The organism is Bacillus sp. EB600 (assembly GCF_024494385.1).
Lineage (GTDB): Bacteria > Bacillota > Bacilli > Bacillales > Cytobacillaceae > JAEVLT01.
On sequence record NZ_JAEVLT010000009.1, the window covers coordinates 135,037 to 160,226 of the forward strand.

At 35.6% G+C, this 25,190-nt stretch carries 21 protein-coding genes and 3 pseudogenes; 18 read left to right on the forward strand and 6 right to left on the reverse strand.

Features of this window, described 5'->3' with window-relative positions:
• Window positions 1-18: 18 nt before the first annotated feature.
• The 10 genes from JN080_RS12220 to JN080_RS12265 all read left to right on the forward strand — a co-directional run bounded on the left by JN080_RS12220 (window position 19) and on the right by JN080_RS12265 (window position 11,258).
• Window positions 19-1,023: a glycosyltransferase gene (locus tag JN080_RS12220; RefSeq protein WP_256236291.1), complete on the forward strand. Its 1,005-nt coding sequence runs from the start codon at window positions 19-21 to the stop codon at window positions 1,021-1,023.
• A 146-nt stretch (window positions 1,024-1,169) separates the two neighbouring features.
• Window positions 1,170-2,468, forward strand: coding sequence for an O-antigen polymerase (locus JN080_RS12225; RefSeq protein WP_256236292.1), 1,299 nt, complete (start codon window positions 1,170-1,172; stop codon window positions 2,466-2,468).
• Window positions 2,469-2,496: 28 nt separating this feature from the next.
• Window positions 2,497-3,924, forward strand: a complete 1,428-nt coding sequence (locus tag JN080_RS12230; RefSeq protein WP_256236293.1) for a lipopolysaccharide biosynthesis protein — start codon at window positions 2,497-2,499, stop codon at window positions 3,922-3,924.
• 527 nt (window positions 3,925-4,451) lie between these two features.
• The gene (gene rfbA / locus JN080_RS12235) at window positions 4,452-5,330 is read left to right on the forward strand and encodes a glucose-1-phosphate thymidylyltransferase RfbA (protein ID WP_256236294.1); all 879 of its coding nucleotides are present in this window, start codon (window positions 4,452-4,454) and stop codon (window positions 5,328-5,330) included.
• 17 nt (window positions 5,331-5,347) lie between these two features.
• Window positions 5,348-5,908, forward strand: coding sequence for a dTDP-4-dehydrorhamnose 3,5-epimerase (gene rfbC, locus JN080_RS12240; protein ID WP_256236295.1), 561 nt, complete (start codon window positions 5,348-5,350; stop codon window positions 5,906-5,908).
• 4 nt (window positions 5,909-5,912) lie between these two features.
• Window positions 5,913-6,770 carry a dTDP-4-dehydrorhamnose reductase gene (rfbD, locus tag JN080_RS12245; protein ID WP_256236296.1) on the forward strand — a complete coding sequence of 286 codons (858 nt, stop codon included), beginning with the start codon at window positions 5,913-5,915 and terminating at the stop codon, window positions 6,768-6,770.
• The gene (rfbB, locus tag JN080_RS12250; RefSeq protein ID WP_256236297.1) at window positions 6,767-7,789 is read left to right on the forward strand and encodes a dTDP-glucose 4,6-dehydratase; all 1,023 of its coding nucleotides are present in this window, start codon (window positions 6,767-6,769) and stop codon (window positions 7,787-7,789) included. Before rfbD ends, rfbB begins: the two co-directional genes overlap by 4 nt.
• Window positions 7,790-8,044: 255 nt before the next feature.
• Window positions 8,045-9,505, forward strand: a complete 1,461-nt coding sequence (locus JN080_RS12255; protein WP_256236298.1) for a UDP-glucose dehydrogenase family protein — start codon at window positions 8,045-8,047, stop codon at window positions 9,503-9,505.
• Window positions 9,480-10,517, forward strand: coding sequence for an SDR family NAD(P)-dependent oxidoreductase (locus JN080_RS12260; protein ID WP_256236338.1), 1,038 nt, complete (start codon window positions 9,480-9,482; stop codon window positions 10,515-10,517). Before JN080_RS12255 ends, JN080_RS12260 begins: the two co-directional genes overlap by 26 nt.
• A 615-nt stretch (window positions 10,518-11,132) precedes the next feature.
• Window positions 11,133-11,258 (forward strand): hypothetical protein, encoded by a 126-nt coding sequence (locus JN080_RS12265; RefSeq protein WP_256236341.1) that lies wholly within the window; start codon window positions 11,133-11,135, stop codon window positions 11,256-11,258.
• On the opposite strand, the pseudogene JN080_RS12270 reads toward JN080_RS12265, so the two are convergent.
• Window positions 11,217-12,334: pseudogene (locus JN080_RS12270) on the reverse strand (IS3 family transposase). The gene JN080_RS12265 and the pseudogene JN080_RS12270 sit on opposite strands and share 42 nt — an antisense overlap.
• Window positions 12,335-12,587: 253 nt before the next feature.
• On the opposite strand from JN080_RS12270, the gene JN080_RS12275 reads away from it, so the two are divergent.
• The 3 genes and pseudogenes from JN080_RS12275 to JN080_RS12285 form a co-directional block, all read left to right on the forward strand.
• Entirely contained in the window at window positions 12,588-14,126 is a 1,539-nt protein-coding gene (locus JN080_RS12275) for a glycosyl hydrolase family 28-related protein (RefSeq protein WP_256236299.1), read from the forward strand.
• A gap of 836 nt (window positions 14,127-14,962) precedes the next feature.
• Entirely contained in the window at window positions 14,963-15,220 is a 258-nt protein-coding gene (locus JN080_RS12280; protein WP_256236300.1) for a hypothetical protein, read from the forward strand.
• Between the two features lie 412 nt (window positions 15,221-15,632).
• Window positions 15,633-15,806 (forward strand): annotated as a pseudogene (locus JN080_RS12285) (magnesium chelatase domain-containing protein); the annotation flags it as partial.
• Window positions 15,807-15,946: 140 nt separating this feature from the next.
• On the opposite strand, the gene JN080_RS12290 reads toward JN080_RS12285, so the two are convergent.
• Complete coding sequence (locus tag JN080_RS12290; protein WP_256236301.1) at window positions 15,947-16,765, reverse strand: 3D domain-containing protein; 819 nt, start codon at window positions 16,763-16,765, stop codon at window positions 15,947-15,949.
• Window positions 16,766-17,399: 634 nt separating this feature from the next.
• Here JN080_RS12290 and JN080_RS12295 point away from each other — a divergent pair.
• Window positions 17,400-17,549: a hypothetical protein gene (locus JN080_RS12295; protein WP_256236302.1), complete on the forward strand. Its 150-nt coding sequence runs from the start codon at window positions 17,400-17,402 to the stop codon at window positions 17,547-17,549.
• Window positions 17,550-17,707: 158 nt separating this feature from the next.
• On the opposite strand, the gene JN080_RS12300 is transcribed toward JN080_RS12295, so the two are convergent.
• Entirely contained in the window at window positions 17,708-18,277 is a 570-nt protein-coding gene (locus tag JN080_RS12300) for a competence protein ComK (protein WP_256236339.1), read from the reverse strand.
• Window positions 18,278-18,524: 247 nt separating this feature from the next.
• On the reverse strand, window positions 18,525-18,800 hold the full coding sequence (locus tag JN080_RS12305) for a helix-turn-helix domain-containing protein (RefSeq protein ID WP_256236303.1): 276 nt from the start codon (window positions 18,798-18,800) through the stop codon (window positions 18,525-18,527).
• Window positions 18,801-19,333: 533 nt separating this feature from the next.
• On the opposite strand from JN080_RS12305, the pseudogene JN080_RS12310 reads away from it, so the two are divergent.
• Together JN080_RS12310 and JN080_RS12315 are read left to right on the forward strand one after the other, a co-directional pair.
• A pseudogene (locus JN080_RS12310) lies at window positions 19,334-19,611 on the forward strand (hypothetical protein).
• Between the two features lie 14 nt (window positions 19,612-19,625).
• Window positions 19,626-20,768, forward strand: coding sequence for a M20 metallopeptidase family protein (locus tag JN080_RS12315; protein ID WP_256236304.1), 1,143 nt, complete (start codon window positions 19,626-19,628; stop codon window positions 20,766-20,768).
• 89 nt (window positions 20,769-20,857) lie between these two features.
• Here the strand turns inward: JN080_RS12315 and JN080_RS12320 are convergent, their stop codons facing one another.
• Window positions 20,858-21,631 (reverse strand): hypothetical protein, encoded by a 774-nt coding sequence (locus JN080_RS12320; RefSeq protein WP_256236305.1) that lies wholly within the window; start codon window positions 21,629-21,631, stop codon window positions 20,858-20,860.
• Window positions 21,632-22,692: 1,061 nt separating this feature from the next.
• On the opposite strand from JN080_RS12320, the gene JN080_RS12325 reads away from it, so the two are divergent.
• Window positions 22,693-23,064 (forward strand): hypothetical protein, encoded by a 372-nt coding sequence (locus JN080_RS12325; RefSeq protein ID WP_256236306.1) that lies wholly within the window; start codon window positions 22,693-22,695, stop codon window positions 23,062-23,064.
• A gap of 361 nt (window positions 23,065-23,425) precedes the next feature.
• The gene (locus JN080_RS12330; RefSeq protein WP_256236307.1) at window positions 23,426-23,851 is read left to right on the forward strand and encodes a hypothetical protein; all 426 of its coding nucleotides are present in this window, start codon (window positions 23,426-23,428) and stop codon (window positions 23,849-23,851) included.
• 194 nt (window positions 23,852-24,045) lie between these two features.
• Here JN080_RS12330 and JN080_RS12335 read toward each other — a convergent pair whose 3' ends face one another.
• A complete protein-coding gene (locus JN080_RS12335; protein WP_256236308.1) occupies window positions 24,046-24,936 on the reverse strand; it encodes an ADP-dependent glucokinase/phosphofructokinase in 891 nt (296 codons plus the stop codon).
• Window positions 24,937-25,190: the final 254 nt, after the last annotated feature.

The window sequence follows — 25,190 nt, forward strand, 5'->3', positions numbered from 1 at the left end:
ATGAATTGAGGGAAAGAAATGAAAGTATCAGTGGTGATGACGACTTATAATGGAGAAAAATATATCTATGAACAAATTAAATCAATATATAAGCAGACACAATCCCCAGATGAAGTAATCATTTGTGATGATTGTTCTAGTGATAGTACGGTCACCATTGTTAAGGAATTTATTGTAAAACACAGTCTAAATAACTGGATGTTGTTTGTTAATAAAGAAAATAAGGGCTGGCAGAAAAATTTTATTGAAGCAATGGGGAAATCAACTGGAGATGTAATTTTTCTTTGTGATCAAGACGATATATGGTTGGATGACAAAATTGAACATATGGTAAATGCTATGAAATGCAACGATCAAATTAAGTGCTTGGCTGGGAATATAATAACAATTGATGATTCTGGACAAGTGTTTAATAACAAACATGGGTACGCTCAAAGTTGTAATACAAATATTATAACAAAGATACCTTTCAATAAAAAGTTTAATACCATTACTATATTAGGCTGTTCGTTGTGTTTGACAAGAGAGATTGCAGAGATTATTAGAGACTTAGATGTGAAAAATTTCAGTCATGATGCGCAGACCTGTAGATTAGCAAACCTTCTTGATGGCACTTATTTAATAGACAGACCTGTAATAAAATATCGAATTCATAGCAATAATACCAGTGGTGTTAGTGCGAATGTTGGTTTTGGTTCAACAAGTCTTGAAAAAAGAATTAGTACAATAAATGGAAATATTCAATGGCTAAAGGCTTTATTAAAATACTATCAATCAAACAAAAGTTTACCAGATTATAAGTTGAGGGTAATTTCAAAAACGAGGGAAATGCAAGAAAAACGGTACGATTTCCTTACTTCAAGAAGTCTTGCCAAGTATATAGGGCTAATTAAATATAAGAATTATTATTCCGATTTTTCAATGTTAATAGGAGATTTTGCATATTGCTACGGAATTAATAAGATGGCGGGAACTTTTCTTTGGGCCTTAAAAACACAGTTAAAAATGGTAAAAGGTAAATAACTCTCTCTAAAATGCTAAAACAATAGCCAGGAAAGGATATAGGATTATAAATATACGGTTTGTAAAGCTATTAGCATATAATTCCGTAATTTTTAGTGAATTTAGTAAATTTATTCTTGTTTGATGCACTAAAAGGGAGGAATTCTGTGATTTATTTATATATTTTTATTATGTTTGTGATTGCTTTTATATCGTTATATGTTTTTAAGGATGTGCTCTCGCCAGCATTTATCTTTTGTTTGCCATGGATATTGAGTCTAATGGGTCTAACTATGTCGAACTACCCATACTCAACGGAAAGTTTTGCATATGCATATATAGTGTTAGGGGCGATTGTTTTTATTACTGGCTTTGTATTAGCTATGGCTAATGCAAAGTTAAAGAAAAGATACATTGAATCTAAAGAATTTTATTATTTTAAACCATGCATTATTAAATTATTAATTATTTTTGAAATTATAATTACTGTATATTTGTATTACGTAAATTATTTATACGTTAGAAGTCATTTTATAGTAAGTATTTATCAAAGTTTAAGACACGGTTTAACTACCGAAACACTCGTGATACCTGGATATTTGATGTATGCTCGAAGCATTATCACTATAATATCGGTTTGTGTAGTGATAATATATTTTAATATTCATGAAACACAGAAAAAATTTTTTCAAAAAGTAATGATTGTACAATTAATATTAGCAGCCTTAAACCTCATGACGGTAATGACAAGGAATGGGATACTTATAGCAACTCTCCCCTTGTTTATTACATTTCTTGTTTGTAAAAATTTTGACAATAGGAAGATAATAAAATATGCTATACGGTTTCTAATTGTTTTTTTAGTGTTTTTTTCGGTAATAGCAATAATGAAAAATGCATATTTGAATCAATATGGAAGTAATTCTGAATTGCTAGTCAATCAGTTTTCATTGTACATGTCGGGTTCGTTGGTTGCATTAGAAAAGTTTATTGAAAGTTCCAATGACTACTTATACGGACAAAACACTTTTAGATTTTTCTATGGCATAATAAACAGATTGTTTGGAACAGGACATGTACAGCAATTAGTACAGGATCCTATCAGCATAGACGGCGAGAACGGTACAAATGTATATACTTTTTATCAATATTATATAAAAGACTTTGGAATGATATATGCACTTATAGTTCAGTTTTTTGTTGGAATATTGCACGGTGTACTTTATAGAATGATGTTATCTAAAAAACCCATTAACATTTTCTATTTTTCCATAATGGTTTATCCGTTGGTAATGCAGTTCTTTGAAGATCAGTATATTTCGTTATTGTCTACGTGGATTCAATATTTTCTGGTGGGCTGGGTGTTTTTTAGAACAAACCTCTTTGTTTTTAGGGGTAAAAATACGGGACAGATATCACGGAAAAATAATTCTATTTATAAAGCGAGGTCAATTAGTTCTAAGTAAAATATAACTAGGGATGGATAATAGAACAATGGGAGTTAGGATATTTAAGAATAGAATTATTAAAAATATATTTTATGCTTTTACTGCACAAGGCATCTCTCTCTTATTAAGCATTACTATGTCTTTGATTGTTCCAAAAGTTTTGGGTATGGAGGAATTCAGTTACTGGCAGCTATTTGTTTTTTATGTCGGTTACGTTGGCTTTTTTCATCTAGGCTTAAATGACGGAATATATCTTAGATTGGGTGGAGATAAGTACGAAAATTTAAATTACTCGTTAGTTGGCACCCAATTTAAACTTTCAGTAATCTTTCAGTCCATATTTTCGTGCATTGTTATATTAGTAACTAGTAGTCTTGTAGAAAATTCAAATAGGAAATTTATAATTGCGTTTGTAGCAATCTATTTGGTGTTATCTAATGCTACTTTGTTTATAGGGTATATATTCCAATCTGTGAATCGAACAAAGATATTTTCGTTTTCGGTCATAATTGATCGTGCTTTCGTGTTAGTATCCATAATTATTTTTATTGTAATTCGTGTTGACACTTTTGAACCGTTTATTATTGCATACTTATTTAGCAAACTGTGTGGGTTTATTTATTGCGCTTGTATTGGACGAAAAATTGTAAGAGCTAAATGGTACAGTACAAGGGAAAGTCTTAAAGAAATGTGGATAAACATGTCAGTGGGTGTCAAGTTGATGTTGGCGAACATTGGAAGTATGTTTATCCTCGGGAGCGGCCGAATGGTCATAGATAAAATATGGGGAATAACGTCTTTTGGCAAGTTCTCACTTTCATTATCTTTAACAAACTTCTTTCTAGTATTTATTGCTCAAGTAAGTATGGTGCTTTTTCCAGTATTACGTCAAGTGGATGAAAAGCGTTTAAAAGGAGTCTATTCTACTACGAGGGCTTTACTAGGTCTGTTTTTACCAGTTGTATTCTTGGCATATATCCCAATGAAATTTCTATTGGGATTGTGGTTACCTCAATATCAGGAAAGTTTGCAGTATTTGGCATTACTACTTCCTTTGTGTACTTTTGATGGGAAGATGCAACTACTATGTAATACCTACTTTAAGGTGTTACGGGAAGAAAAACGACTATTAACTTATAATATTGTAGCTATGGTTTTAAGTATTGTATTAAGTTTAATTGGCGGTTATTTGTTAAATAACATATATATAGTAGTTATATCAATGGTTGTTTCAATTGCCTTTCGTAGCATAATATCAGAATTATATCTAGCAAAACTTATGGGTCAAGACGTTGTTATAAGTATTATTGAAGAAGTAATCTTGGTTATGGTTTTCATGGGTTGCTCATGGTATTTAAATTCAACGATGGCATTCATTGTTTTTGTTGCTTTTTACATGATTTATCTATTAATAAACCAAAAGAAATTAAAACAATGTATATCCTTGTCATTGAAGTTTCGGAAGGTAGTTTAATTAGAAGGGTTGGTATTGTGCCATTACCTTAACCATCGGGATTAAATCAATTTTGGTATTACCCATGTCCAATCAGTCTATTTAATCAAGTAGTTATTTGTGGACTTTGCTTCCAATAGTTATCCTTTTTGTAAACGAACTAACATTTAGCTTGCTTGTTAGTTTTACGAATGATGCTTAAAAAATTATTTACATTAAAGATACTGTTTCTACGGGGCATATTGTTATATTTTCGCACGTTCCCCTTCTGTTAATTGTAAGTAACTTCAGTGGGAATTTGGCATTATACATTTGAACCATTCATTTATTTATTAAAGCTTAAGAAAAATGAAAAAGTATATCATTTGGGGACAGGATAGATTTAAATATCGATTTTAGTTGAATTTAAGAATCAATTTGTAGCTTTCTGATTTATCCTGAACCGTTCTTGGAGGAAAATTAGGAGAGAATCAATAAGGATATTCGTAGTAGAAGCAAGTATGTATAACATCCAATTTTAAAATAAAATAGGTAGGAAGGTTTTTTTTATGAAAGGTATAATACTAGCGGGTGGAAGTGGTACACGCTTATACCCACTTACAATGGTAACAAGCAAACAGTTGTTACCTATTTATGATAAACCAATGATTTATTATCCATTATCAACTTTAATGCTTGCAGGTATTAAAGATATATTAATTATTTCGACACCTGAAGATACTCCTCGTTTTGAAGCCTTATTGGGTAACGGATCTCATTTTGGACTTCATCTGGAATATAAAGTACAGCCAAGTCCTGACGGATTAGCTCAGGCCTTTTTAATTGGCGAGGAGTTTATAGGAAGTAATTCTGTAGCTATGATTTTAGGGGATAATATTTATTATGGAAGTGGTATGCGAAAAATTCTTCAACGTGCAGCGCAAAAGGAAAGTGGTGCAACAGTGTTTGGATACCATGTAACTGATCCTGAACGTTTCGGAGTTGTAGAATTTGATGGTAATGGGAAAGTATTAAGTGTTGAAGAAAAACCTAAAGTGCCTAAATCAAATTATGCTATTACTGGATTATACTTTTACGATAACAGAATTGTAGATATTGCCAAAAATGTTAAACCGTCAGCTCGTGGGGAGTTAGAGATTACATCAGTAAATGAAGCATATTTACAAATGGGTGAACTTGAGGTAGAACTTTTGGGGCGTGGTTTTACTTGGTTGGATACCGGAACACACCAGAGTTTAGTGGAAGCTACCAACTTTGTTAAAACAGTTGAGGAACATCAAGGAATAAAAATTGCTGCTCCCGAAGAAATTGCTTTTATTAATGGATGGATTGGAAAAAAAGAATTAATAGAGTCAGGGGAAAAATGCTCAAAAACGGGTTATGGTCAATACTTATTAAAGGTTGCTAGTGGTGCAATTAAATACTAATTTAGAGGTGTAAGAACTTGAAAATTACAAATACGAACTTACCTGGAGTAAAGATTGTAGAACCAATAATTTTCGGTGACCATCGTGGCTGGTTTACGGAAACATATAATGAAGTTGTTTTTCAAGAGGCAGGAATTCATCTGAATTTTGTTCAAGATAATCAGTCGTTTTCTGCAGCTAAGGGGACATTAAGAGGGTTACACTATCAATTAAACCCTAAAGCACAAACAAAACTCGTAAGATGTACTAGAGGGGCTATTTTTGATGTTGCTATTGATATTCGTAAGGGCAGCCTTACATTCGCTAAATGGTTCGGTATTAAGTTAACAGCCGAGAATAAGAAACAACTTTTAATACCCAAAGGGTTTGCTCATGGCTTTATGACTCTAACGGATGATGTTGAAGTTCAATATAAAGTGGATGCTTTATATGCACCGGAATGTGATCGTGGCATCCTCTGGAACGATCCAACAATAGGAATTGATTGGCCAATTGATATTATTCCTGTGTTATCAGCAAAAGATGAAAAAGCACCTACGTTAGAAGAAGCAGAAATTAATTTTGTCTATGGAGAGTAAACCAATGAAAATCTTAGTAACAGGATATACAGGACAGCTTGGATTTGATGTGGTACATGAAGGACTAAACCGAGGTTTCGATATGGTTGGTGTGAGCTCGAGAGATTTTAACATAACTGATGAAGGTTCGGTTCATCGGTTTGTAAAAGAAATCAAGCCCGATGCTATAATTCATTGTGCAGCCTATACAGCTGTTGATAAGGCAGAAGACGATAAAGAAAACTGCTGGAATGTGAATGTTGAAGGCACAAAGCATTTAGCAAGTGCAGCTAAAGAAATAAATGCAAAGTTTATGTATATAAGCACAGATTATATTTTTAATGGAGAAGGGGAAACCCCTTTTATAGAAACTGATGAACCAAGCCCAGTTGGTTATTATGGACTGACCAAATATGAAGGAGAAAAGGTAGTTCAAAATCTTCTAAATGATTTGTTCATTGTAAGGATATCCTGGGTTTTTGGCATAAACGGCCAAAACTTTGTAAAAACAATGCTTCGTTTAGCAGAAAATCATGATGAGTTAAATGTGGTTGGGGATCAAGTGGGGTCTCCTACAAATACTTATGATTTATCTCGATTATTAATTGATATGATTCAAACTAATAAATATGGAATTTATCACGCAACGAACGAGGAATTTTGTAGCTGGGCTGAATTCGCAAGTGAAATTTTTCGTTTTGCTGGTAAGCAAGTAAGGGTGAATTCTATATCAACTAATGAATATCTAACAAGGGCAGTACGTCCAAAAAACTCTCGAATGTCAAAGCAGAAGTTAATTGACAATGGATTCGAATTATTACCTAGCTGGCAGGACTCATTAAATCGGTATATAAAGCATTTACTACATGAGGTGAAATTATGACGAAAAAAAAGGTACTTGTAACAGGCGGAGCGGGGTTCATTGGTGGTAACTTTGTTCAGTATATGGTAAATAAATACCCCCAGTATGACATTTTTAATTTAGATTTATTAACTTATGCCGGGGATTTAACCAAGCACCGAGAAATAGAAAACAATGAAAACTATTTTTTTATTAAGGCAGATATTGCAGAGCGTGGTAAGATTCTTTCAGTTTTTGAAAAAGAAAAGTTTGATTATGTAGTTCACTTTGCAGCTGAAAGCCATGTAGACCGATCTATTACAGATCCCGGCATCTTTGTTAAGACAAACGTAATGGGGACACAAGTCTTACTAGATGCAGCTAAACAAATAAATGTTAAGAAATTTGTTCATGTTTCAACAGATGAAGTATATGGTGAATTGGATTTTGGTCCAAAGACATTCTTTACTGAAGAAACTCCTTTACAACCCAATAGTCCATATAGTGCAAGTAAGGCGTCATCTGATTTAATGGTTCGTGCCTATCACGAAACATTTGGACTTCCGATTAATATTACTCGTTGTTCCAATAACTATGGTCCTTTCCATTTTCCAGAGAAGTTAATACCATTAACAATTTCGCGTGTACTAAATGATGAAAAGGTGCCCGTATATGGAGATGGTAAGAACATTAGGGATTGGCTTCATGTACGTGATCACTGTGCGGCAATTGATTTGGTCTTACACGAAGGAGTAAATGGAGAAGTATATAATGTAGGCGGGCATAATGAACGAACTAATTTAGAAGTCGTTAAAACAATTATTAATACATTAGGAAAGTCTGAAGACTTAATTGAATTTGTAACAGATCGTTTAGGACATGATAAACGCTATGCAATAGACCCCACTAAATTAGAGAAATTAGGCTGGGAACCAACTTATACATTCGAAACTGGAATTGCTCAAACTATTGAATGGTATCTTAACAACAAATGGTGGTGGGAGCAAATCATCAGTGGGGAATACCAAAATTACTTTAAAAAACAATATTCGTTAAATTAATGTGATGTATTATTCCAATTTTGTTAAAGATTGATAAGCCTATAATCTTCGAGAAAATGTTAATAAAGATGAAATTAAATATTTGAAGGTGTTGAGCTATAGACACTCTTTTTTTTAAAGATTAGTCAGTCTTTAGTCTACGCCGTGATTATTTGCTAGTAACATAGAAGATTAAATGCAGTAATCCTGATAAAATAGACAATTTTCAATGGTGAATGACATAAGTAAAGAAAAAAAAGAAAAGGAAGTTATTGTATGTATGGTGTTCTTAATAGCAATGATGAAGACAGTAAAAAGTTTAAAATAGCAGTAGCAGGAACAGGTTATGTAGGTTTAGTTGCTGGAGTATGTTTTGCTGAAGTTGGCCATCAAGTTACCTGCGTTGATATTGATGAGAAAAAAGTCAATATGATGAGGCAAGGAATTTCCCCAATTTATGAGGCTGGTCTTGAGAAACTTATGCAAAAGAATAATGCAATTGGAAGGTTAACATACACTACTGACTATAGACAAGCTTATAAGGATGCAGATGCTATATTTATTGGTGTAGGGACTCCAGAGCAGCCTGACGGCTCTGCAAATCTTTCATATATTGCTACAGTAGCAAGACAGATAGCTGAAACAATAGAAAAAGACTGCCTAGTTGTAGTTAAATCTACAGTTCCTGTTGGTACTAATGATAAGGTTGAACAGTTTATTCATGACTTTTTACCACATGATGGAAAAAAATATACTGGTAACGGAGCAGGTGCGGGTAAGAAGATAAGAGTAGAAGTAGCTTCTAACCCTGAGTTCTTAGCACAGGGTACTGCGGTTCATGATACGCTACATGCTGCAAGAATTATTATTGGTACGGAAAGTAAATGGGCAGAAGAGATGCTTATGAAGATATATGAGCCGTTTAATCTTCCAATTGTTTCCGTAAGTAGAAGGTCAGCTGAGATGATAAAATACGCATCTAATGATTTTCTTGCACTTAAAATATCTTATATGAACGACATAGCAAACTTATGTGAACTGGTAGGAGCGGATATTCAGGACGTTGCACGGGGAATGGCTTTTGATGATCGGATCGGTAGCCGATTCTTAAATGCAGGTATTGGTTATGGTGGATCATGTTTCCCAAAGGACACGAAAGCATTAGAATATCTTGCAAGTCAAAATGGTTATGAACTTCGGACAGTAAAAGCAGCAATTGAAGTTAATAAGGAACAAAAAACCATTTTATACAAAAAAGCAAGTAAAAGATTAATAACCTTTAGCGGCCTAAAAGTGGCTGTACTTGGTCTGACGTTCAAACCTGGAACGGACGATTTAAGAGAGGGCCCATCTCTTGATAATGTACCTTTATTATTAGCCCAAGGAGCAGATATTTATGCTTATGATCCTGTTGGAGTGGACAATTTTAAGCGTAAATATCCTGAAGGAAAAAACGATAAAGGAAGTATAACTTACGTAGAAAAAGTTCAGGAAGCTTTAGAAGGTGCAAATGTTTGCTTTATTTTTACCGAATGGGGCGAAATAAAAGCAGTAGAGCCAAAAGATTATAAGAAACTAATGAGGACACCTTTGGTTTTTGATGGAAGAAACATTTATAATGTTGAAGAAATGCAAGTAGCAGGGGTAGAGTACTACTCGATTGGAAGGAAAAAAGGTACTGGAAGACATATAGAGGAGACGAACGAAAGTGATATCAAAAAACTACAAACCACTTGATGAAAGCAAAACTTACCTTATAACCGGTGCAGCTGGTTTTATTGGTTACTTTTTATCAAAGAAATTGCTTGATCAAGGGTGTAAAGTTATAGGTATTGATAATATAAATGACTATTATGATGTAAATCTTAAGTACGCTCGTTTGGAAAAACTCAAACCGTTTGAGAGGTTCACATTTATTAAATGTGATATCTCTGATAAAGAAACTGTAACTAAGACTTTTGAAGAATACAAGCCAAATATTGTAGTAAATCTTGCTGCACAAGCTGGTGTCCGATATTCAATAGAGAATCCTGATGTATATATTCAAAGTAATATAATTGGTTTTTATAATATTCTTGAGGCTTGTAGAAACAATCCCGTAGATCACCTTGTCTATGCATCATCAAGTTCAGTTTATGGGGCCAATAAAAAGGTCCCTTTCTCGGAAACTGACTTCGTTGATAATCCTGTTTCACTTTATGCTGCTACGAAGAAATCAAATGAATTAATGGCATATACTTATAGCCATCTTTACAAGATACCGGCAACCGGACTGCGATTCTTTACCGTTTATGGTCCATTGGGCCGTCCTGATATGGCATATTTCGGATTTACTAAAAAGTATTTCGCGGGGAAACCTATTAAAATTTTTAACAATGGTGATTTTGAACACGACCTTTATCGGGATTTTACCTATATCGATGATATTGTAGAGGGAATTGAGCGTCTTCTTTCTAACCCTCCAGTTGGAGGTAATAAAGTAGCTCATCAGGTATTTAACATTGGAAACAACAATCCTGAGAAGTTAATGGTATTTATTGAAACACTGGAAAAGTGTTTCAGCAATACTCTTGGCAAAGCTGTAGTATTTGAGAAGATATTTGAGCCTATTAAGCCTGGGGACGTACCGGCAACCTATGCTTCGACTGAATTGTTGGAACGGGTTGTTGGATTTAAACCTAAAACTTCCATTAAGGAAGGGTTGCAGAGGTTTGCGGATTGGTATTGTGAATACTATCAGGTGAAGTAAAAGTACTAGGGGGATGGTTATTGACCATTCCTCTATTCTTTTACAATAGTTTGCTCTTGGAATGAAAGGAACTTTGTAATGCATTTGGTTTAAAACAGGTAACAGGGATTTGCTAATGTATTCTGGGTAGTGATCACGGCAATGTTGGTTGATCCTTTTAATTCAATTTTCATTTTTAAAATGTAGTTCTCGAAAAAGGTTTGGAAATTTCTGTTTGAGATTATGTCATTCCTTAGGTTCCTGTTCCATTTACGGTCTACGCCGCCATTTATTGTTGACTTTTCCCTTTTTCCTTCCGAATAATAATACAGCGCAATCCTTCTGACCTTCCAGCCGGCAGGACACCCGAACCTTTCCTGCCAGAAGCTAAATGGAGGAAAAAACATTCGTTTATTTCTTGATAAAAGCAGGCATCGAGCCTAGTTGGCGGTTGCTAACGTAACCTAAATGTCTGTTATATAATGTTTTGACGCCCACTTTCACAACATCTTAAATAAGATAAAATTTCATAAGGCATTAAAGTGGACCCCCTTGTCAAGACACGGATTTTTAAAAGTTAAGGTGTATTCATCATTTAATCATGTGTTAATGTGAGCGTTGGAGTGCTCATGAAACATGGTATTTATACGGGGAGGTCTATTGGAAGAATGTGCTAAAAAAGCAAAGATTCTCCCGAGCATAGAAGGTGGAGGTGAGTCATTAAGAGCTAAAGTAGGCGGAGAATGGTGTCTGACAGCCTAGTGACTGATGAAGTCTTGTATGGTTATAAAATTCAATATACTGCTCTATTCCCGTTCTTGCTTCACGGGGGCTTGTGTATTCATTCAGATAAACTTCTTCGTATTTGATAGATCACCAGAAGCGTTCGGTTATGATATTATCTAGGGCCCGGCCCTTTCCGTCCATACTAATTTTAATTTCATTTTACTTTACTAGATCTGTATATTGAGGACTGGTAAAATGCTACCTTGATCACTATTCAAAATCTGTGGGTGAGCTTGGGAAAATCCACGATTTACAGCATCTAGTACGAAATCAATCTCAAGGGTTTGGTCCAATTCACAGCTTACTATATAACGAGAGTACTAATCAATCAAGGCCACTAAATACACCAGCCACGTTCTAAGCGAATGTCCTTTATATCAATGCCCCAGACATTATTATAATGACCAATCTGAAGCTCTCTAAGCAGATATGGATAGATCCTGTGTTGCATGTTTCGTTTACTGAGGTTTGGACCTGGATGAATACCTTCAATGCCCATCTCTCTCATATGGCGCTGTACAGCTTTTCGATTAATGAGCAGTCCATCTGCTTCTAAATGTTCCTTTATACGACGGGAACCAAAGAATGGGTATTTCGTGTAAAGTTCATCGATGCGATGTTTGATGATACACTCCTCTGGGGAAGGCTCCATAGGCTTATAATAGAGACTGGTTCTATTAAGATTTAATAGCTCAGCATAGGTTTTAATAGGGAGTTCTGAATCATCCCAATCTAGCAGATCTAGTCTTTCAATTCTAGTCTTCAATGACAGATTTTTTTTTAAGCCACGACAGATGAGTGGTGAGTTTTCCTACTTCGGCATATAGGTTTTGAATTTGATCTTCATAATTGGAAATGAGTAGATCCTGTTTTTTGTTCTCTTTCGTAAACAGCTGCGGCAATTGTTCTAACACCGCCTTTTTCCATTGCCGTAATTGGTTCACATGGATCCCATGGTGGGAAGCAAGTCCACTTAACGACTTCTCTTCCTTAAATATCTCTAGCACGATTTGAGATTTAAAATCTGTTGTATATCGTTTTCTTTTTGTCATAAGCCTACTTTAACATCTCCTTATTTCGTGTCTAGATTTATGGGTCCATTATACATTGTCTTTTACAATGTATTCATAGAGTGGACCATCTAAATTTATCGATATGCGCCGATTGTATTTGTCAATATTAATTTGAGCCAGAGTGATCACTTCATTCTGCTTTATACCATATTTGGGGGAGGATTGGGAGTTTTAGGGGATCTTGCCCCGAGGGGAGAGATATAACTATTAAAAATCTCTGGAGGAAAATAATATGAAAAAGAAGTTTTCAATTAAGCAATTATATGATAAAGAGCGTAGATCCCTCTTATTTGGGTTTGTTGGTATATTGACTTTTTTAGGTTGTTTTCTTTTTAAAAAGGAATGCGGATTTTGGGGAATAAAACAAGCAAATCAAATAGAAGAGTTAAAGGAACAATTGGCAGGTATTACGATGCTATTAGTTACTAATCCACCCACAGGATTAACAAAGCCTAAAGGTGATGGATTGACGGATGACACAGCAACTATTCAAGCAATAATGAATTACGCAAGTTCAAACAATATTAAAACAATTGAATTCCCTTCTAAAACTTTTGTTGTGCATACACTTAATTTACCTTCAACTGAGTTGCACTTGGTTGGAAACAACACAACAATGAAAGGCGTTTCTACATCTAATAGTGTAATTTTCAACCAATCAAACAGGGCTTTTACCGAGATTGTGGGTTTTGAGTTTTCAAACTGTAAACGAGGAATACAGTTTATTTTACCGACTAATTCCAGCACTTCTTTTGATTACCGGATTCTTAGGTGTAAATTTACATCTATTGATGGGGCTGATAAATACGGGATTTATATGGATGGATGCCGAGAAGGTATTATAAAAGATTGCTACAGTCATTTAAGCAGTTTCCTTTATCATACTAGATGTGTAAATCCACAATTAGAAAACTGTATTGTCAATTCTGGAACATACGCGGTAAATGGAGATGGGGATGGAACGGCATACAGTACAGGTATTAGAGCGCAAAATATAACAATGTTAGGCTGTACTTATGGTATTATAGCAAAATCAAGTGACGATGGGACATTAATTGGATGTATGATTGATTATTGTGAAAACCCTATTACATTTGACTGTCAAGATAACTTTAAGATTTCAGATAGTTATATATCAACTAACGGTGTTAATAACAATCCTGTGATACGGATAAAGAACACCAACAATGATATTCCTAGGGGTATTAAAATACACCATAATAATCTTGTTCAACGTGGTAAATCGTTAAATTCAGTAATAGATATTGTGGATGCTATTCAGGATTCAGAGATAGTTGATAACTCTATTAGCTTTTATCAAGAAGCAGGAATCTCCTATAAAGGTAGCTTAGCTGAAAACCTTAAGATATTAAATAATGAATTTAGCGGCACTGGTTCCAATCCAAGATACTGTGTAAAATCAGTCGACAATTCAGGTAACTCAGCAAATCGTTTTGAAGGAAATACTTGTAGTGATGAGATGTTTAATACTAGCCATTATATTACGTCCAGGAACAATCGATTGACCAATACCTCTTTTAAAACTCATGAACTTACCGGGAGTGTTTTGCTAACATCTGGTAGTACGTTCGTAAATGTTACGTTTTCAAGAACTTTCTATAGTACACCACATCATGTTTTCTTGAGTGGTCCAAAATTAAAACCAACATATGAAAGTTTAACTACTACTGGTATGGTCATTAAAACAGAACTAGCACCAACGGAAGACACAACAATATATTACTCAGTTAAACATCTGTATGCTGTGTAAGATAGAAGTCTAATGTCATAAAATGCACCTTCTTCTTAAAAAAATAGTAGAGTATGTAAATGTTTAATACTATAATTAGTAGAAAGGTTACGTAATTACGGCGTCAGGCACCGCAACAGGACAAATGACTAGATTTGTTATTATGGGGAGTACAGAACAGAAATGAAGAAGGACATTAAAACTTCAGGGATATTGGGGTCAGACCACTGGCCTTGCATAAAAGTAACTAAATTGAATTAATTCAAAAAATTCACATTTGCTTTTTATTGTCAGTGGAAAAAAGGAGAATAAGGTATTAAACAGACCTTGTTCCCTTTTTTCCCCTTTTTAATAATCCCTAGTTTTCGCTCATTTTTTCTTTTCTTCTTTTCAACTTTTTCTTTCACCAAAGCTACGCTACCAATTGATTAGTTCCGGTGTCACAATCCGAAATTTGCCGAATACTGATGAGTAAGCACCGGCTAGTCCTTGACGGATCCATCTTAAAACAATTTTGCACTGTCAATCCACCCACCAGTGAAATCCATTTTCCTTTAGCAAGGAGGTGGCAGCTTCAGGCCCATATTTGGGTGCCTGTCACGCCCCGGAATTTGTCGAAGATTGATAGGTTTATAGATTTGGACGAAATGATCATGTAGAAGTGCAACTAAATAGTGAGGGTGGCAGGTTTTCAATCTTCTTTCCTATTTTTAATAAAGATGCCTGTCACGACCCGATATATGTCGGGATTTGTAGAATAAGAGAATTGAGAAATGCTCTTAGGACTGAAAAATGAATAAAATGGATTTGTAAAATGATTTGATTGTTATATAATACCTGATAGGAGGTGAGAGAGAATGAATGATGATAAAATTGAAAATATGCTATCACAATTAATTAAGATGGTTGGAAATATCCAATCTGAACAACAAGAAATGAAATTAGTTCAAAAAGATATGCATAATAAACTGCAAGATATAGAGACTAGAGGGGAAGAACGCCACAAAGAAATAGTAGACCGCTATAAGTCACTTGAAAATGATCAGGATTTTATTCGGGAGAAAACAGCACGGAATGAAAGAGAAATTGGCAACATCAAAAGGCAATTAAGTTAACCACATTCATTTCCGCTAACAATAAAACTGCAGAAAAGAATATTTATCCTCACTTGGCTCCGATTCCTATCATGCCCCGATATTTTCAAGATATGTAGATTTAGAGAGTTGCATAAAATCCAGCTCCTTAGGATCCAACTCGATTTAAGTGATCAAGTCTGGACTAACCAATATTTCTTCTTGATTATCCATAAAATTTTGCAGGATTATGATAGTTTTTGTAGAAAGTTACTATATTAAAGATATTCATTTTTGCCCCCCTCGTATTAAATCTAGTCGTCATTCTGCAATACTTCTTCTTTATTTTCTTTTCAAAAGTCTGAATTAAAAATCCAATCATGTATCGTTTTTATCAGCCATTTATAGTTGTCATTCTGGGAAAACCTAAACCTATGTGTTAGGAGGATATCTTATGACCGTAAAAGATTCTAGTATCGGTTTAAAAGGGCTTGAAGGCTATCGTGTACAGGTAGAGGTAAGGATCTCCCCTGGGACGGAATCAATGGTGATTGTTGGTCTGCCGGATGCGTCGGTAAAGGAGTCACGAGAACAGGTGTTAGCGGCACTTAGCGTATTTGATGTGAATTTCGGTGCCTGTCACCACCCGAAATTTGTCGAAGGTTGATAGGTTTATAGATAAGGATGAAATGATAATATATAAGTGCAATTGAATAGGGGAGTGATATGCTCCCCTTAGGTAGATAGTATATGTTGGTTTTAGGCATCTTAGTTTAATATGGTTACCTTTAATTGTTTTACACCAAAATTGACGGCAGCTTGTTCAGAAGGAATAAAGATATCAATTCGATTTCCTTTAATGGCTCCACCTGTATCTGCTGCGGTTGCTTCACCATAGCCTTCTACATAAACTTTACTGCCAAGCGGTATAACAGATGGGTCAACCGCAATGACCTTTTCATTTGGGTTGTCCTTAATGTTAACTCCAGTGGCCGTAATGCCGGAACATCCCTCACACGAAGCTGTATACGCTGTAGCTTTCACTGTAATTTCCTTTGATGTAGGTGCAGCTTCTGCTGTAGGTGCAGGCTGTGGTGCTGGTGTTGCCGGTTTTGCTGCAGGTGCAGCTGGTTGTGGTGCTGGCGCAACTTCAGGTGTTGGGCTTGGAACAGATACAGTTGGTGCAGCGGGCTTCGTTGCTTTTTCTGTTACAGCCTCTTTAGTAGTATTTACGTCATCAAAGATTAATAGATTTAATCCTGGATGGATGAGATCGGTCATTAAGTTGTTCCATTCCATAAGTTGTGAAACGCTTATGTGATGAGCCATGGCTATATCCCATAATGTGTCACCTTGTTTGACGGTGTAATGTTTTTCCGATGCAATTGTTAATATATCTCCTGGATGAATAAGGTCTGTTGTAAGATGATTCAATTTTTGGATATTTTCTACTGAAGTATTATGTACGCGTGATAAATCCCATAGGGTATCTCCCTTATGTACTGTTACCGTTGCAGCTTCTACATTAGCACTTACAGTTAATGAGAGTACCGCAGCAGCTATAAGTGTTTTCATTTTGTTAAACATTATTTTTTCCTCCATGTTCTTCGGCCGGCTTATTTGTTTATAATCGTAACATGGATTTTTCTGAGAAAAAGAACAGGGAGATAATAAATCGGTTACATCCGTGGCATTTATATTGCAATAATATTTAAAAAAATACTAAATTGTCAAAAAACATCTTTTCAAAAGCCTCTTTCAAAGTGAGTACCGGTGCCTGTCACAAAATTTGTCGAAGGTTGATAGATTTATAGATAAGGATGAAATGATAATATAGAGGTGCAATTGAATTGGGGAGGGGCAGGTTGTCAGCCTTCTTTCTTTTTAATACAGCAAAGTACAGGAAAAGAGGGGCTGCAGTGGAAATTTAGTTCTAATCATATGCTTTACTACCTTTTTAAAATCTAGGGACAAACAATGAATATATTTATATCCCTTGAAGGATTATGAGAGATTTTGTAGAAGGGTATATAGTAGTAAATTTATTTTAAAAACCTCTTATTCAAGCCAAGTTGTTATTCCTTCATTCCTTCTTCAATATATTAATTTTTTCCACATTCTAATTTAAATTTCCTATTCAAAAGTATCAATTTTGTCTTTTTTATCGACCATTTGATTTGTCATTCCAGAAATATTCATCCTATGTTTAGGAGGTTATTCAATGACTGTAAAAGTATCCAGTATTGGTTTAAAAGGACTTGAGGGCTATCATGTCCATGTGGAGGTAAGGATTAAACCCGGGACGGAATCTGTTGTGATTGTGGGTTTGCCGGATGCACTGTCCCGTATAAATTGTCATCACTATTGGTAGTGAAAATGATTCGAAATTTCTTAATCAAACGTTTGATTAAGAAAAGGGACGTAAAAACGTCCCTTTTATGGAGTAGTTTCATCATTAGGTAAAACGACGAAATTATGAATCCTTTTTTCCGTAGTATAAAGAATCTGTGTTTGCAATGATCGGTTGAATCAAAAAATCACTTCCAATAATTCCGTCAAACATTTTATTGTCAAAAATGAACTGAGAAGGATTCCCCTCTTTTTCGGGTCAAGAACAAAAGAAATCGGATTTTTTCCTGCCTCAATTTTCATTTTTCCATATTGTTCTGCCGTCTGTAATTTAGTGTTGAAAGAAGATAATCTAGAAGCCACTTTAATCGTAAGTCCATTCTTGAACTCCACCGTTGTTTTTCGATCCATACATTTGGATCTATACGTTCTCGAAATATGTTCAGGATTAAACCACATCGCATCGTCCCGCTTGGCGGATTGAGTTGGAAAAACAACAATGTTCCTAAGCGGATTCACCATAATTGGACACATATGTATATCACCCAAGGTCGATCTGGAGGTTTCGATCGCCCCTTTTAAATTAAAACCGACCTTTTTAATACTAAATTCGAGAATTTCGATGGGGGATTTGTCCACAACAAAAATCCCGTCCACTTCTCTGACAAGCGTACATGTCTTTCCATTCCGGTCGTAAAAGCCTGTCATGTACATCATAAATTGATTAATAAAGTAATGATCTTCCATCATCAAACGGATCAACTCCTGCATCTGCTTTATTGAAAGATTTTCGGAAAAGCGCATCTTGATATGACTAAGGATTTCCGCAAGCTTAAGTACCTAAAATAGAAATGTCAATTTAAGGGCCTTTTTTAGAAAGCTGAGAAATAAAAGATACTGATTTTGATATTCTAGTTGATCGTATCTTTGTTACGAGAACGAGCAATGAGGATAGTTTGCTACAGTTTTTTCAAAACAAATAGAACTCTATACGGTTTCATTTCTTTGGTTTGAAATTTTGATCCCCTTCTGGACAAAAATCGAAATCTACATTTTCCTCAATTTCTTTTACTAGCTCTGATGGTTTCATTCCTAGAGCGTTAGCAAGAGAGAAAATGGTCCAGAGACTTGGCTCGCTTTTGTTTGTTTCAATCTTACTCATGGATGATCGATCAAGTCCGCTTTGAAAAGCTAGTTCCTCTTGGTTCATTGGCTTTGCTCTTCTTAATCGTATAATGACGTTGCCGATGAAAATAGACTCTTTGTCTTTCAAGGGTAGTAGTCTCCTTTTTGAGAACATTACATAATGATTAGTCCTTTTCTTCTACGCACTATACGCAACAAATGTTTCCTTAGGTAAACATTTAGTATTAAGTAAAAACAACGTTTAATCTACGTCAAGCCAGAAGAAAAGCCGTACCTTGTACAATCATTTTTTATTTACTTTATTTCTCATTTAAAAGCTCAAAATTACCAGGTTCATAACATTTTCCTGCACCTCCTTAGAAGGTTTCGTAACTTTTTGGAAAAAATGAATATACAAGGTTTTTCTGGGGGAATAAATTTTTCTAGTTATCCAAAATCATCACTCGGCAGATGGTGAATAACGAAAAGTGGAAACTTGCTCAAGCTCGAGTAATAAAGATTTTTGCAAGGAAGCAGGTCTGGGGAGTTGATGGATACGTCTTAAAAACCTTATATAGGTATATTTTACTATTGATAGGTCTTTTGGGATGTTGACTATAGTCAACAAATTTAGACATTTTGGTGACATGGGGACGGTTCTTGTTTTTGTTACAATTAGTCATGAACTTCTTTGTACCATCGGGTAGCGGGCAAGCTGCCTTAACAATGCCACTGATGGCACCTTTAACCAAACAAACAGCAGTTCTTGCTGATCAGTTTGGAGATGGCATGACAAATCGCATTTCCCAACAGGTAATAGTATTGCAGCGCTTGCGGTTGCTGGTATTTCCTATGGAAAATGGTTTAAATGGTATTTACCATTCTTCCTTATACAATTTGTTATTGCGATAATGGCACTTGTTATTGCACAGGCAATTCAAGATGGACCGTTTTATTAAGAAGGAGATTTTAAATGATGAATGAACAGTTAGTAAAAAAAGCCATTGAAGATCGCCGTTATCTTCACCAACATCCAGAGTTATCAGGAGAAGAATATGAAACGTGTAAATTTATTCGCAATCGAATAGAAGCGTTAAATATTGAAATTTTAGACTTTCAGCCACCAAGTCTCATTGGTTTTGTCAAAGGAACAAAAGGAAACAAGACGGTTGCTTTACGAGCGGATATCGATGCTCTGCCCATTACTGAAGAAGGGGATAAGACGTATATTTCTAAAAATCCTGGAGTTGCCCATATGTGTGGACATGATGGCCATACAGCTATTCTTTTAGCTGTAGCAGAATGGATATCAAAAAATACACAGGACATTGAACCGAATATTGTTCTTATCTTTCAATCAGCTGAAGAAATTTCACCGAGTGGAGCAGATAAACTTGTAAAGCAAGGTATTTTAAAAAATGTCGATGCCATTTTTGGTATCCACTTATGGCAAGGAATAGATAAGGGGAAAATCGGTTTAAGACCTGGTCCAATGATGGCCTCGGTGGATGACTTTGAGATAACCATACAAGGGTATGGAGGACATGGATCCATGCCACATGAAACCGTTGATCCCATTTATATTGCAACACATGTGATCCAATCTTTACAAAGTATCATAAGTCGTAAAGTGAATCCAATGGACCCCAGTGTGATTTCAGTTGGAAAAATTGAATCAGGGTCAACTTATAACATTATTCCTGACTCTGCAAAGATCATTGGTACCATTAGGACATTATCACCAGAAGCCGTTCGTACCATTCATAGTCAAATGGTTCAACTTACAGAAGGAATTTGCAAGGCATTTGGAGCTATAGGTAAAGTCAATTTTATCACTGGAACGCCTCCACTAGTCAATGATCCTAAGGAATCTGAATTTGTTGAATCCATTATACGGAGCATATTCGGCAATGAAGTATTTGAGCTAGTCAATCCGGTAATGGGATCAGAAGATTTTTCCTATTATTTGCAAGAAAAACCGGGAGCATTCATCTTTGTAGGCATGAATGGAGAGAAGAGCAGGTATCCCCATCATCATCCTAAATTTGATATTGATGAAGATGTTTTTTCAGAAGCCATCCTATTATTAACTGAAATCGTTAAAAACTATAAGTAAAGAAGTTTTCACGGTAAGTTCACGGGGACGGTTCTCATGCACCTTTTTGGGGGCGCAAGAACCGTCCCCGTGTATATTACCCGTGTATATTATTTAATGTACATTTGATAGAGTTCTTCATGAAAAAGCTCATCAAATTTTCGCTCCAGGATTCCGTAAAAGTAGGCAATCGGATTTTTGATGTTGGTTGATTTCATTTTAGTAATTAATTGTTTAAACGCTAGAATGCCGACTTCCAATGCTTTTTCTTTGTTTTCTTCACAAACATTCTTGTAAGCTGCAATCTCGGTCATTTTCCAGTATTCCTCAATCGTTTTCGCATCTGGAAAAAAGAATTTGACTAATTGAACAAAAGGCTTTGGTACTCGGTCACTTGTAAAAGTGTGATCTAAATGGAACGGTTCTTCCTTACGTTCTTTAGTCTCTTGATGTTTAGTTTCAGAAAGATTACTAGTTTCTTTAGGGTGGTCCATTTCTTCCTTTTTGGGTGGTTCATTTTTTGGAAAACGGTTGAAAACATAGAGGTTTGCGGTTTGTGAACCATTTTTTCTTCCTGTTTCATAGACGGAGATCATTACTAATTCCTTAGCCTTTAGAATCATCCGTTTAAAGGTCGAGCGGGAAATGCCGTTCCCGTTGTACTCATCATGAATGGCCTTCAGCATCGTACCAATTTTTGCATTGCAAACTCCTGGGATTTTTGCAGAAAAACGAACCAGTCGTTTAAAGGCAACCAGCTCACCTTTCGAGAATGCATCTCGATATTCCAGCAGCCACATCTCCATATGGCGGTTAAATTCTTTTAACTGCTTAAATTGTGAAAACTCCTCAAATTCATCAATCTTGCCAGCTTTTAAATTCATCAGTTTGCACCACTCTTTCAATTTTTCCAATCTTTCTTTTCAGGATCGCGCGCTGTTTCTGTATTTCCGGGTACCTTTACCATACAAAGAAAGGGAAACGTTAGCGAATCACCAAAAATGAATTTTGAGCTCAAAAAAAGGATTTTTTGTTTAAAATGGCGGCCAAAAATCATTTTTGAGGGAGATTTTTTCAATTTTAGTCAAATAAGGGGTGAATTTGGATGCCTGAATTTACCCGAAAAAAGCGATACATTGAACGTATTGCTGATTTTCAATTTTATAGATTAATTATGAACGGGTGCATTACCTCATTGTTAGGGCATTACGTCATCCTTAATAGAGTTCCTAAAGAAAGGGGATGAACGGCTCTTTTTTTGTTTCGTATCGCTGGGCGATATGACTTCCAAATTTTTCCGAAAACCTTCATATTTAATAGAAAAGGAGATATATACGCGATATGATAACAAACGATATGTCTCTGATATTCTTAACAGAATTTGGTGCCGCTTTTGAAGAGCCCGGCAATACATATAATGTATCGGGCGATCTACCAAAAGCATCTGAATGATAAGTGGGATTTATTGGAGATCTATTTAAGCGATATGCAGCTAAACAAAAAACAAACTTGAAGCAAGCCACGGCTCTTTTTTGTTCCGTATCGCTGGGCGATATAACTAGAAAATAGATCCAAAACCCTTCATATGTAATAGAAAAGGAGGAGCGAAATGCGGCGTGATATACAGCCGTATGAACGGGCTTTCTCTTCCAAGGAAGTGGCAGAAGAAGTGGAGATTGCGCCACCCGCTGTTCGAAGGATTGGCCAAATTTGAGAGCGAAATGGATATCAATTTTTAAAAGATGGCAATCAGCGTATCTTTGTACAATCCGACATCGAAGAATGTATATCGTTAAGCGATACGGACAAGCCTCTGGACGATACAGCCAAAGACCTTGCGAATCAACAAAAAGAAAAATTAGAAGGATCCAATGAAACAGAAATTTCGATATCCGATACATTTGACAACTTACCCCAAGATCCTAATCAAATAAAAGAGATCTTAATGTTTTTAGTTAATGAACTTGCAGCCACACGTGAAATGAATGTCCAGCTGACAAACGATATGTCTCACCTTAAAACAACTGTTTCCCGGCTTCAGCAAGATCACCATGCTATAAGTTCCAATATTGCAAATTCAGCGCAAAAAACTCATGCTAAAATTGAAAGATTAACTGAACAACAAAGGACCCATTACGAAACATTACTGCAACAAGAAAAACAAATAAACGAATTTTTACATAAAGAAATACAAAATATGAAGGACGAACAGATAAAAGAATGGCGTTCACAGAATGATTTTAATAAACGTTTAGAAGAAGTGATACAAAAACCTAAAGGAAAATGGGAGAGACTTTTTTTCATATTCCGTAAATAAGGTGCCTGTTTAAGATAGATCAATTAAAACAAAAAGGTCAAAGTGTTTCATCTCTTAACAATATTGGTACCTGCTTCGAAGAGCACTAAGATATGTCCAATGTATCGGGCGATCTACCAAAGGCAGCCGGAGGCTCAAGTGAAATTCACTGGAGATCGTTTAAGCGAAATGAGCCAAACGGGTGGTTCATTTTTTGTTACAATTTTTTATTCCTACTATTCAAATTCACTATTTTTCAAATTTCAACAAATTCCCGGGAAATAACTACAATTTCTGCTAACGAGAATCGAGAGTTCAATTGAAGAAAGATAAGGTTTTCTTGCGATTGATGAAAATGTTTTTTTAGGAAGTGTAAAAGTAAATGCTTTATATATGGGATATTGAGGAAATAGTTAAAAATACATTACAAGAGCTCAAACTAAATATAAATGTCGAATTCAGCGATAAACTCATTGCACCAATGAGTTATAACGTATCGACAAATACGATAAAGTTTAACTATATCCAAATAAACGGATATAACGCTAAAATTAACTTTAAAATTAAAGAAACAGATGAAAACTTTGTGAAAATTATTCTTTATCATGAGCTCAGTTATTATTTGGAATTTAGGAAAAATACACGAGTTTTAAAGACTCTCTATTATGGTGAAGAAGAAGAAAAGAAACAGCTTTTAGCAGAAATCGAAGAGAATGCTTGGGAATATGGAAGAACACTGGTATCTGACAATCTATTAAACGCTTATGATCAAGTACGTGCATTGGATAAACTTCTATTAAAAGTCTGAAAAGATCAAAAGGACAGTTCTACCGTTTCTATTCTAATTAGTTCCGTTGCCTGTCACACCCCTATATTTGTCGATGACTTGCACAAAATGGGACTTTAGGAGTTTAGCTGAATCATGAGGATTGCTGGTTTTAATCTTCTTTCACAGCAAAATCCAAGGCGCATGGAAATTTAGGTCATTTCATTCAGTGAAGGTCAGTATCCGCTGAATAGTACTGGTGCTTCCACCAATACCCCTGCAGTAAAGGTATCTCCTAAGCCGGTTGTGCTAATGGTTTCCCCGATATAGGCAGGAATGATCGTGATATCTTTCCGCTCTCTTGTTAATTCTTGCAGTTTCTCACCTCTTGCGTTCAAGCCGGCACTTGCCGTTATTTGCCGGATGGTCTCATCATTGCAAATTTTACCGGTTATAGCTCGGGAAAAGGCAAACTGATTTCCATTCCTTAATGCATGTGCCCACTGGGCTGTATGATACTGAGCCGATTGAATGGCTGAAAACTCCTTGGTATGAAGAATCATATGAGCAGCACCAAGTTTCTGGCAAGTATTTTCGATGATTTTTAGTAAGTCATGATCTTCATAGTTTAACAGCGGATCCTTTAATCCGAGTAATTCTTGATATTCGTCTTCATTTACCCCGATCGTATCGACATAGCTTCCAAGTGTACGGATGATTTTCCACTGTTCATCCACTGACCAAATCGAAGCCAGTTCAAGGTGAATGTTTGGTTTTTTGTATCCCGGTCCCTCCAGCATTTGAATCGTCTTTTGTAAAAGGGAATCAATTTCTTTACTTCCATCCACAGCATTATATCCAGCCAATAACATCCAGGAGATATCCTGCTCCCTTACTTTTTTAACAAACATCGTAGCAATCATATCCCTTGGGTATTCATGTTCCTTCCGAAAAATAATTCGGTTGAAGGAACCACTGGCTTCGTATTCAAGAATATAATGCTTTGGCACTTCACCTTCCTGATCTGATAACAGGGTAAGCCCTTTATATTCTGACACTAAAGCTTTTAGTTCCTCCGACTGAATGGGAACATTCACCAATGCACCGAAGCCTGCAAAGCTTGCCACACAACCTGCCTAGTTCCGGTACCTGTCACTCCCCGATATATGTCGAGATTTGTAGGATGAGAGGGTTGAATTCTTTTTCAAAATCAAGAACTTTGAAAAACTCTGTTAAGTTTCGGTGCCTGTCACCACCCGAGTTTTGTCGAGATTTGTAGAATTTGAGAGTCCTAGTTTGGCTCGCGTCCTTCTAATGGTATGACAACAGTACTTGTGTCGCCGCATGATATTTGTCGAAGATTGATAGGCAAGTAGAATTG

What these genes read in the sequence shown, in the direction of transcription:
- JN080_RS12220 (WP_256236291.1), top strand. Translation starts at nt 19, where the DNA reads ATGAAAGTATCAGTGGTGATGACGACTTATAATGGAGAAAAATATATC.
- JN080_RS12230 (WP_256236293.1), top strand. Translation starts at nt 2,497, where the DNA reads ATGGGAGTTAGGATATTTAAGAATAGAATTATTAAAAATATATTTTAT.
- rfbA (WP_256236294.1), top strand. Translation starts at nt 4,452, where the DNA reads ATGAAAGGTATAATACTAGCGGGTGGAAGTGGTACACGCTTATACCCA.
- rfbD (WP_256236296.1), top strand. Translation starts at nt 5,913, where the DNA reads ATGAAAATCTTAGTAACAGGATATACAGGACAGCTTGGATTTGATGTG.
- rfbB (WP_256236297.1), top strand. Translation starts at nt 6,767, where the DNA reads ATGACGAAAAAAAAGGTACTTGTAACAGGCGGAGCGGGGTTCATTGGT.
- JN080_RS12255 (WP_256236298.1), top strand. Translation starts at nt 8,045, where the DNA reads ATGTATGGTGTTCTTAATAGCAATGATGAAGACAGTAAAAAGTTTAAA.
- JN080_RS12265 (WP_256236341.1), top strand. Translation starts at nt 11,133, where the DNA reads ATGGTATTTATACGGGGAGGTCTATTGGAAGAATGTGCTAAAAAAGCA.
- JN080_RS12275 (WP_256236299.1), top strand. Translation starts at nt 12,588, where the DNA reads ATGAAAAAGAAGTTTTCAATTAAGCAATTATATGATAAAGAGCGTAGA.
- JN080_RS12280 (WP_256236300.1), top strand. Translation starts at nt 14,963, where the DNA reads ATGAATGATGATAAAATTGAAAATATGCTATCACAATTAATTAAGATG.
- JN080_RS12290 (WP_256236301.1), bottom strand. Translation starts at nt 16,765, where the DNA reads ATGTTTAACAAAATGAAAACACTTATAGCTGCTGCGGTACTCTCATTA.
- JN080_RS12295 (WP_256236302.1), top strand. Translation starts at nt 17,400, where the DNA reads ATGACTGTAAAAGTATCCAGTATTGGTTTAAAAGGACTTGAGGGCTAT.
- JN080_RS12300 (WP_256236339.1), bottom strand. Translation starts at nt 18,277, where the DNA reads ATGATGGAAGATCATTACTTTATTAATCAATTTATGATGTACATGACA.
- JN080_RS12315 (WP_256236304.1), top strand. Translation starts at nt 19,626, where the DNA reads ATGATGAATGAACAGTTAGTAAAAAAAGCCATTGAAGATCGCCGTTAT.
- JN080_RS12320 (WP_256236305.1), bottom strand. Translation starts at nt 21,631, where the DNA reads ATGAATTTAAAAGCTGGCAAGATTGATGAATTTGAGGAGTTTTCACAA.
- JN080_RS12325 (WP_256236306.1), top strand. Translation starts at nt 22,693, where the DNA reads ATGTTTTTAGTTAATGAACTTGCAGCCACACGTGAAATGAATGTCCAG.
- JN080_RS12330 (WP_256236307.1), top strand. Translation starts at nt 23,426, where the DNA reads ATGCTTTATATATGGGATATTGAGGAAATAGTTAAAAATACATTACAA.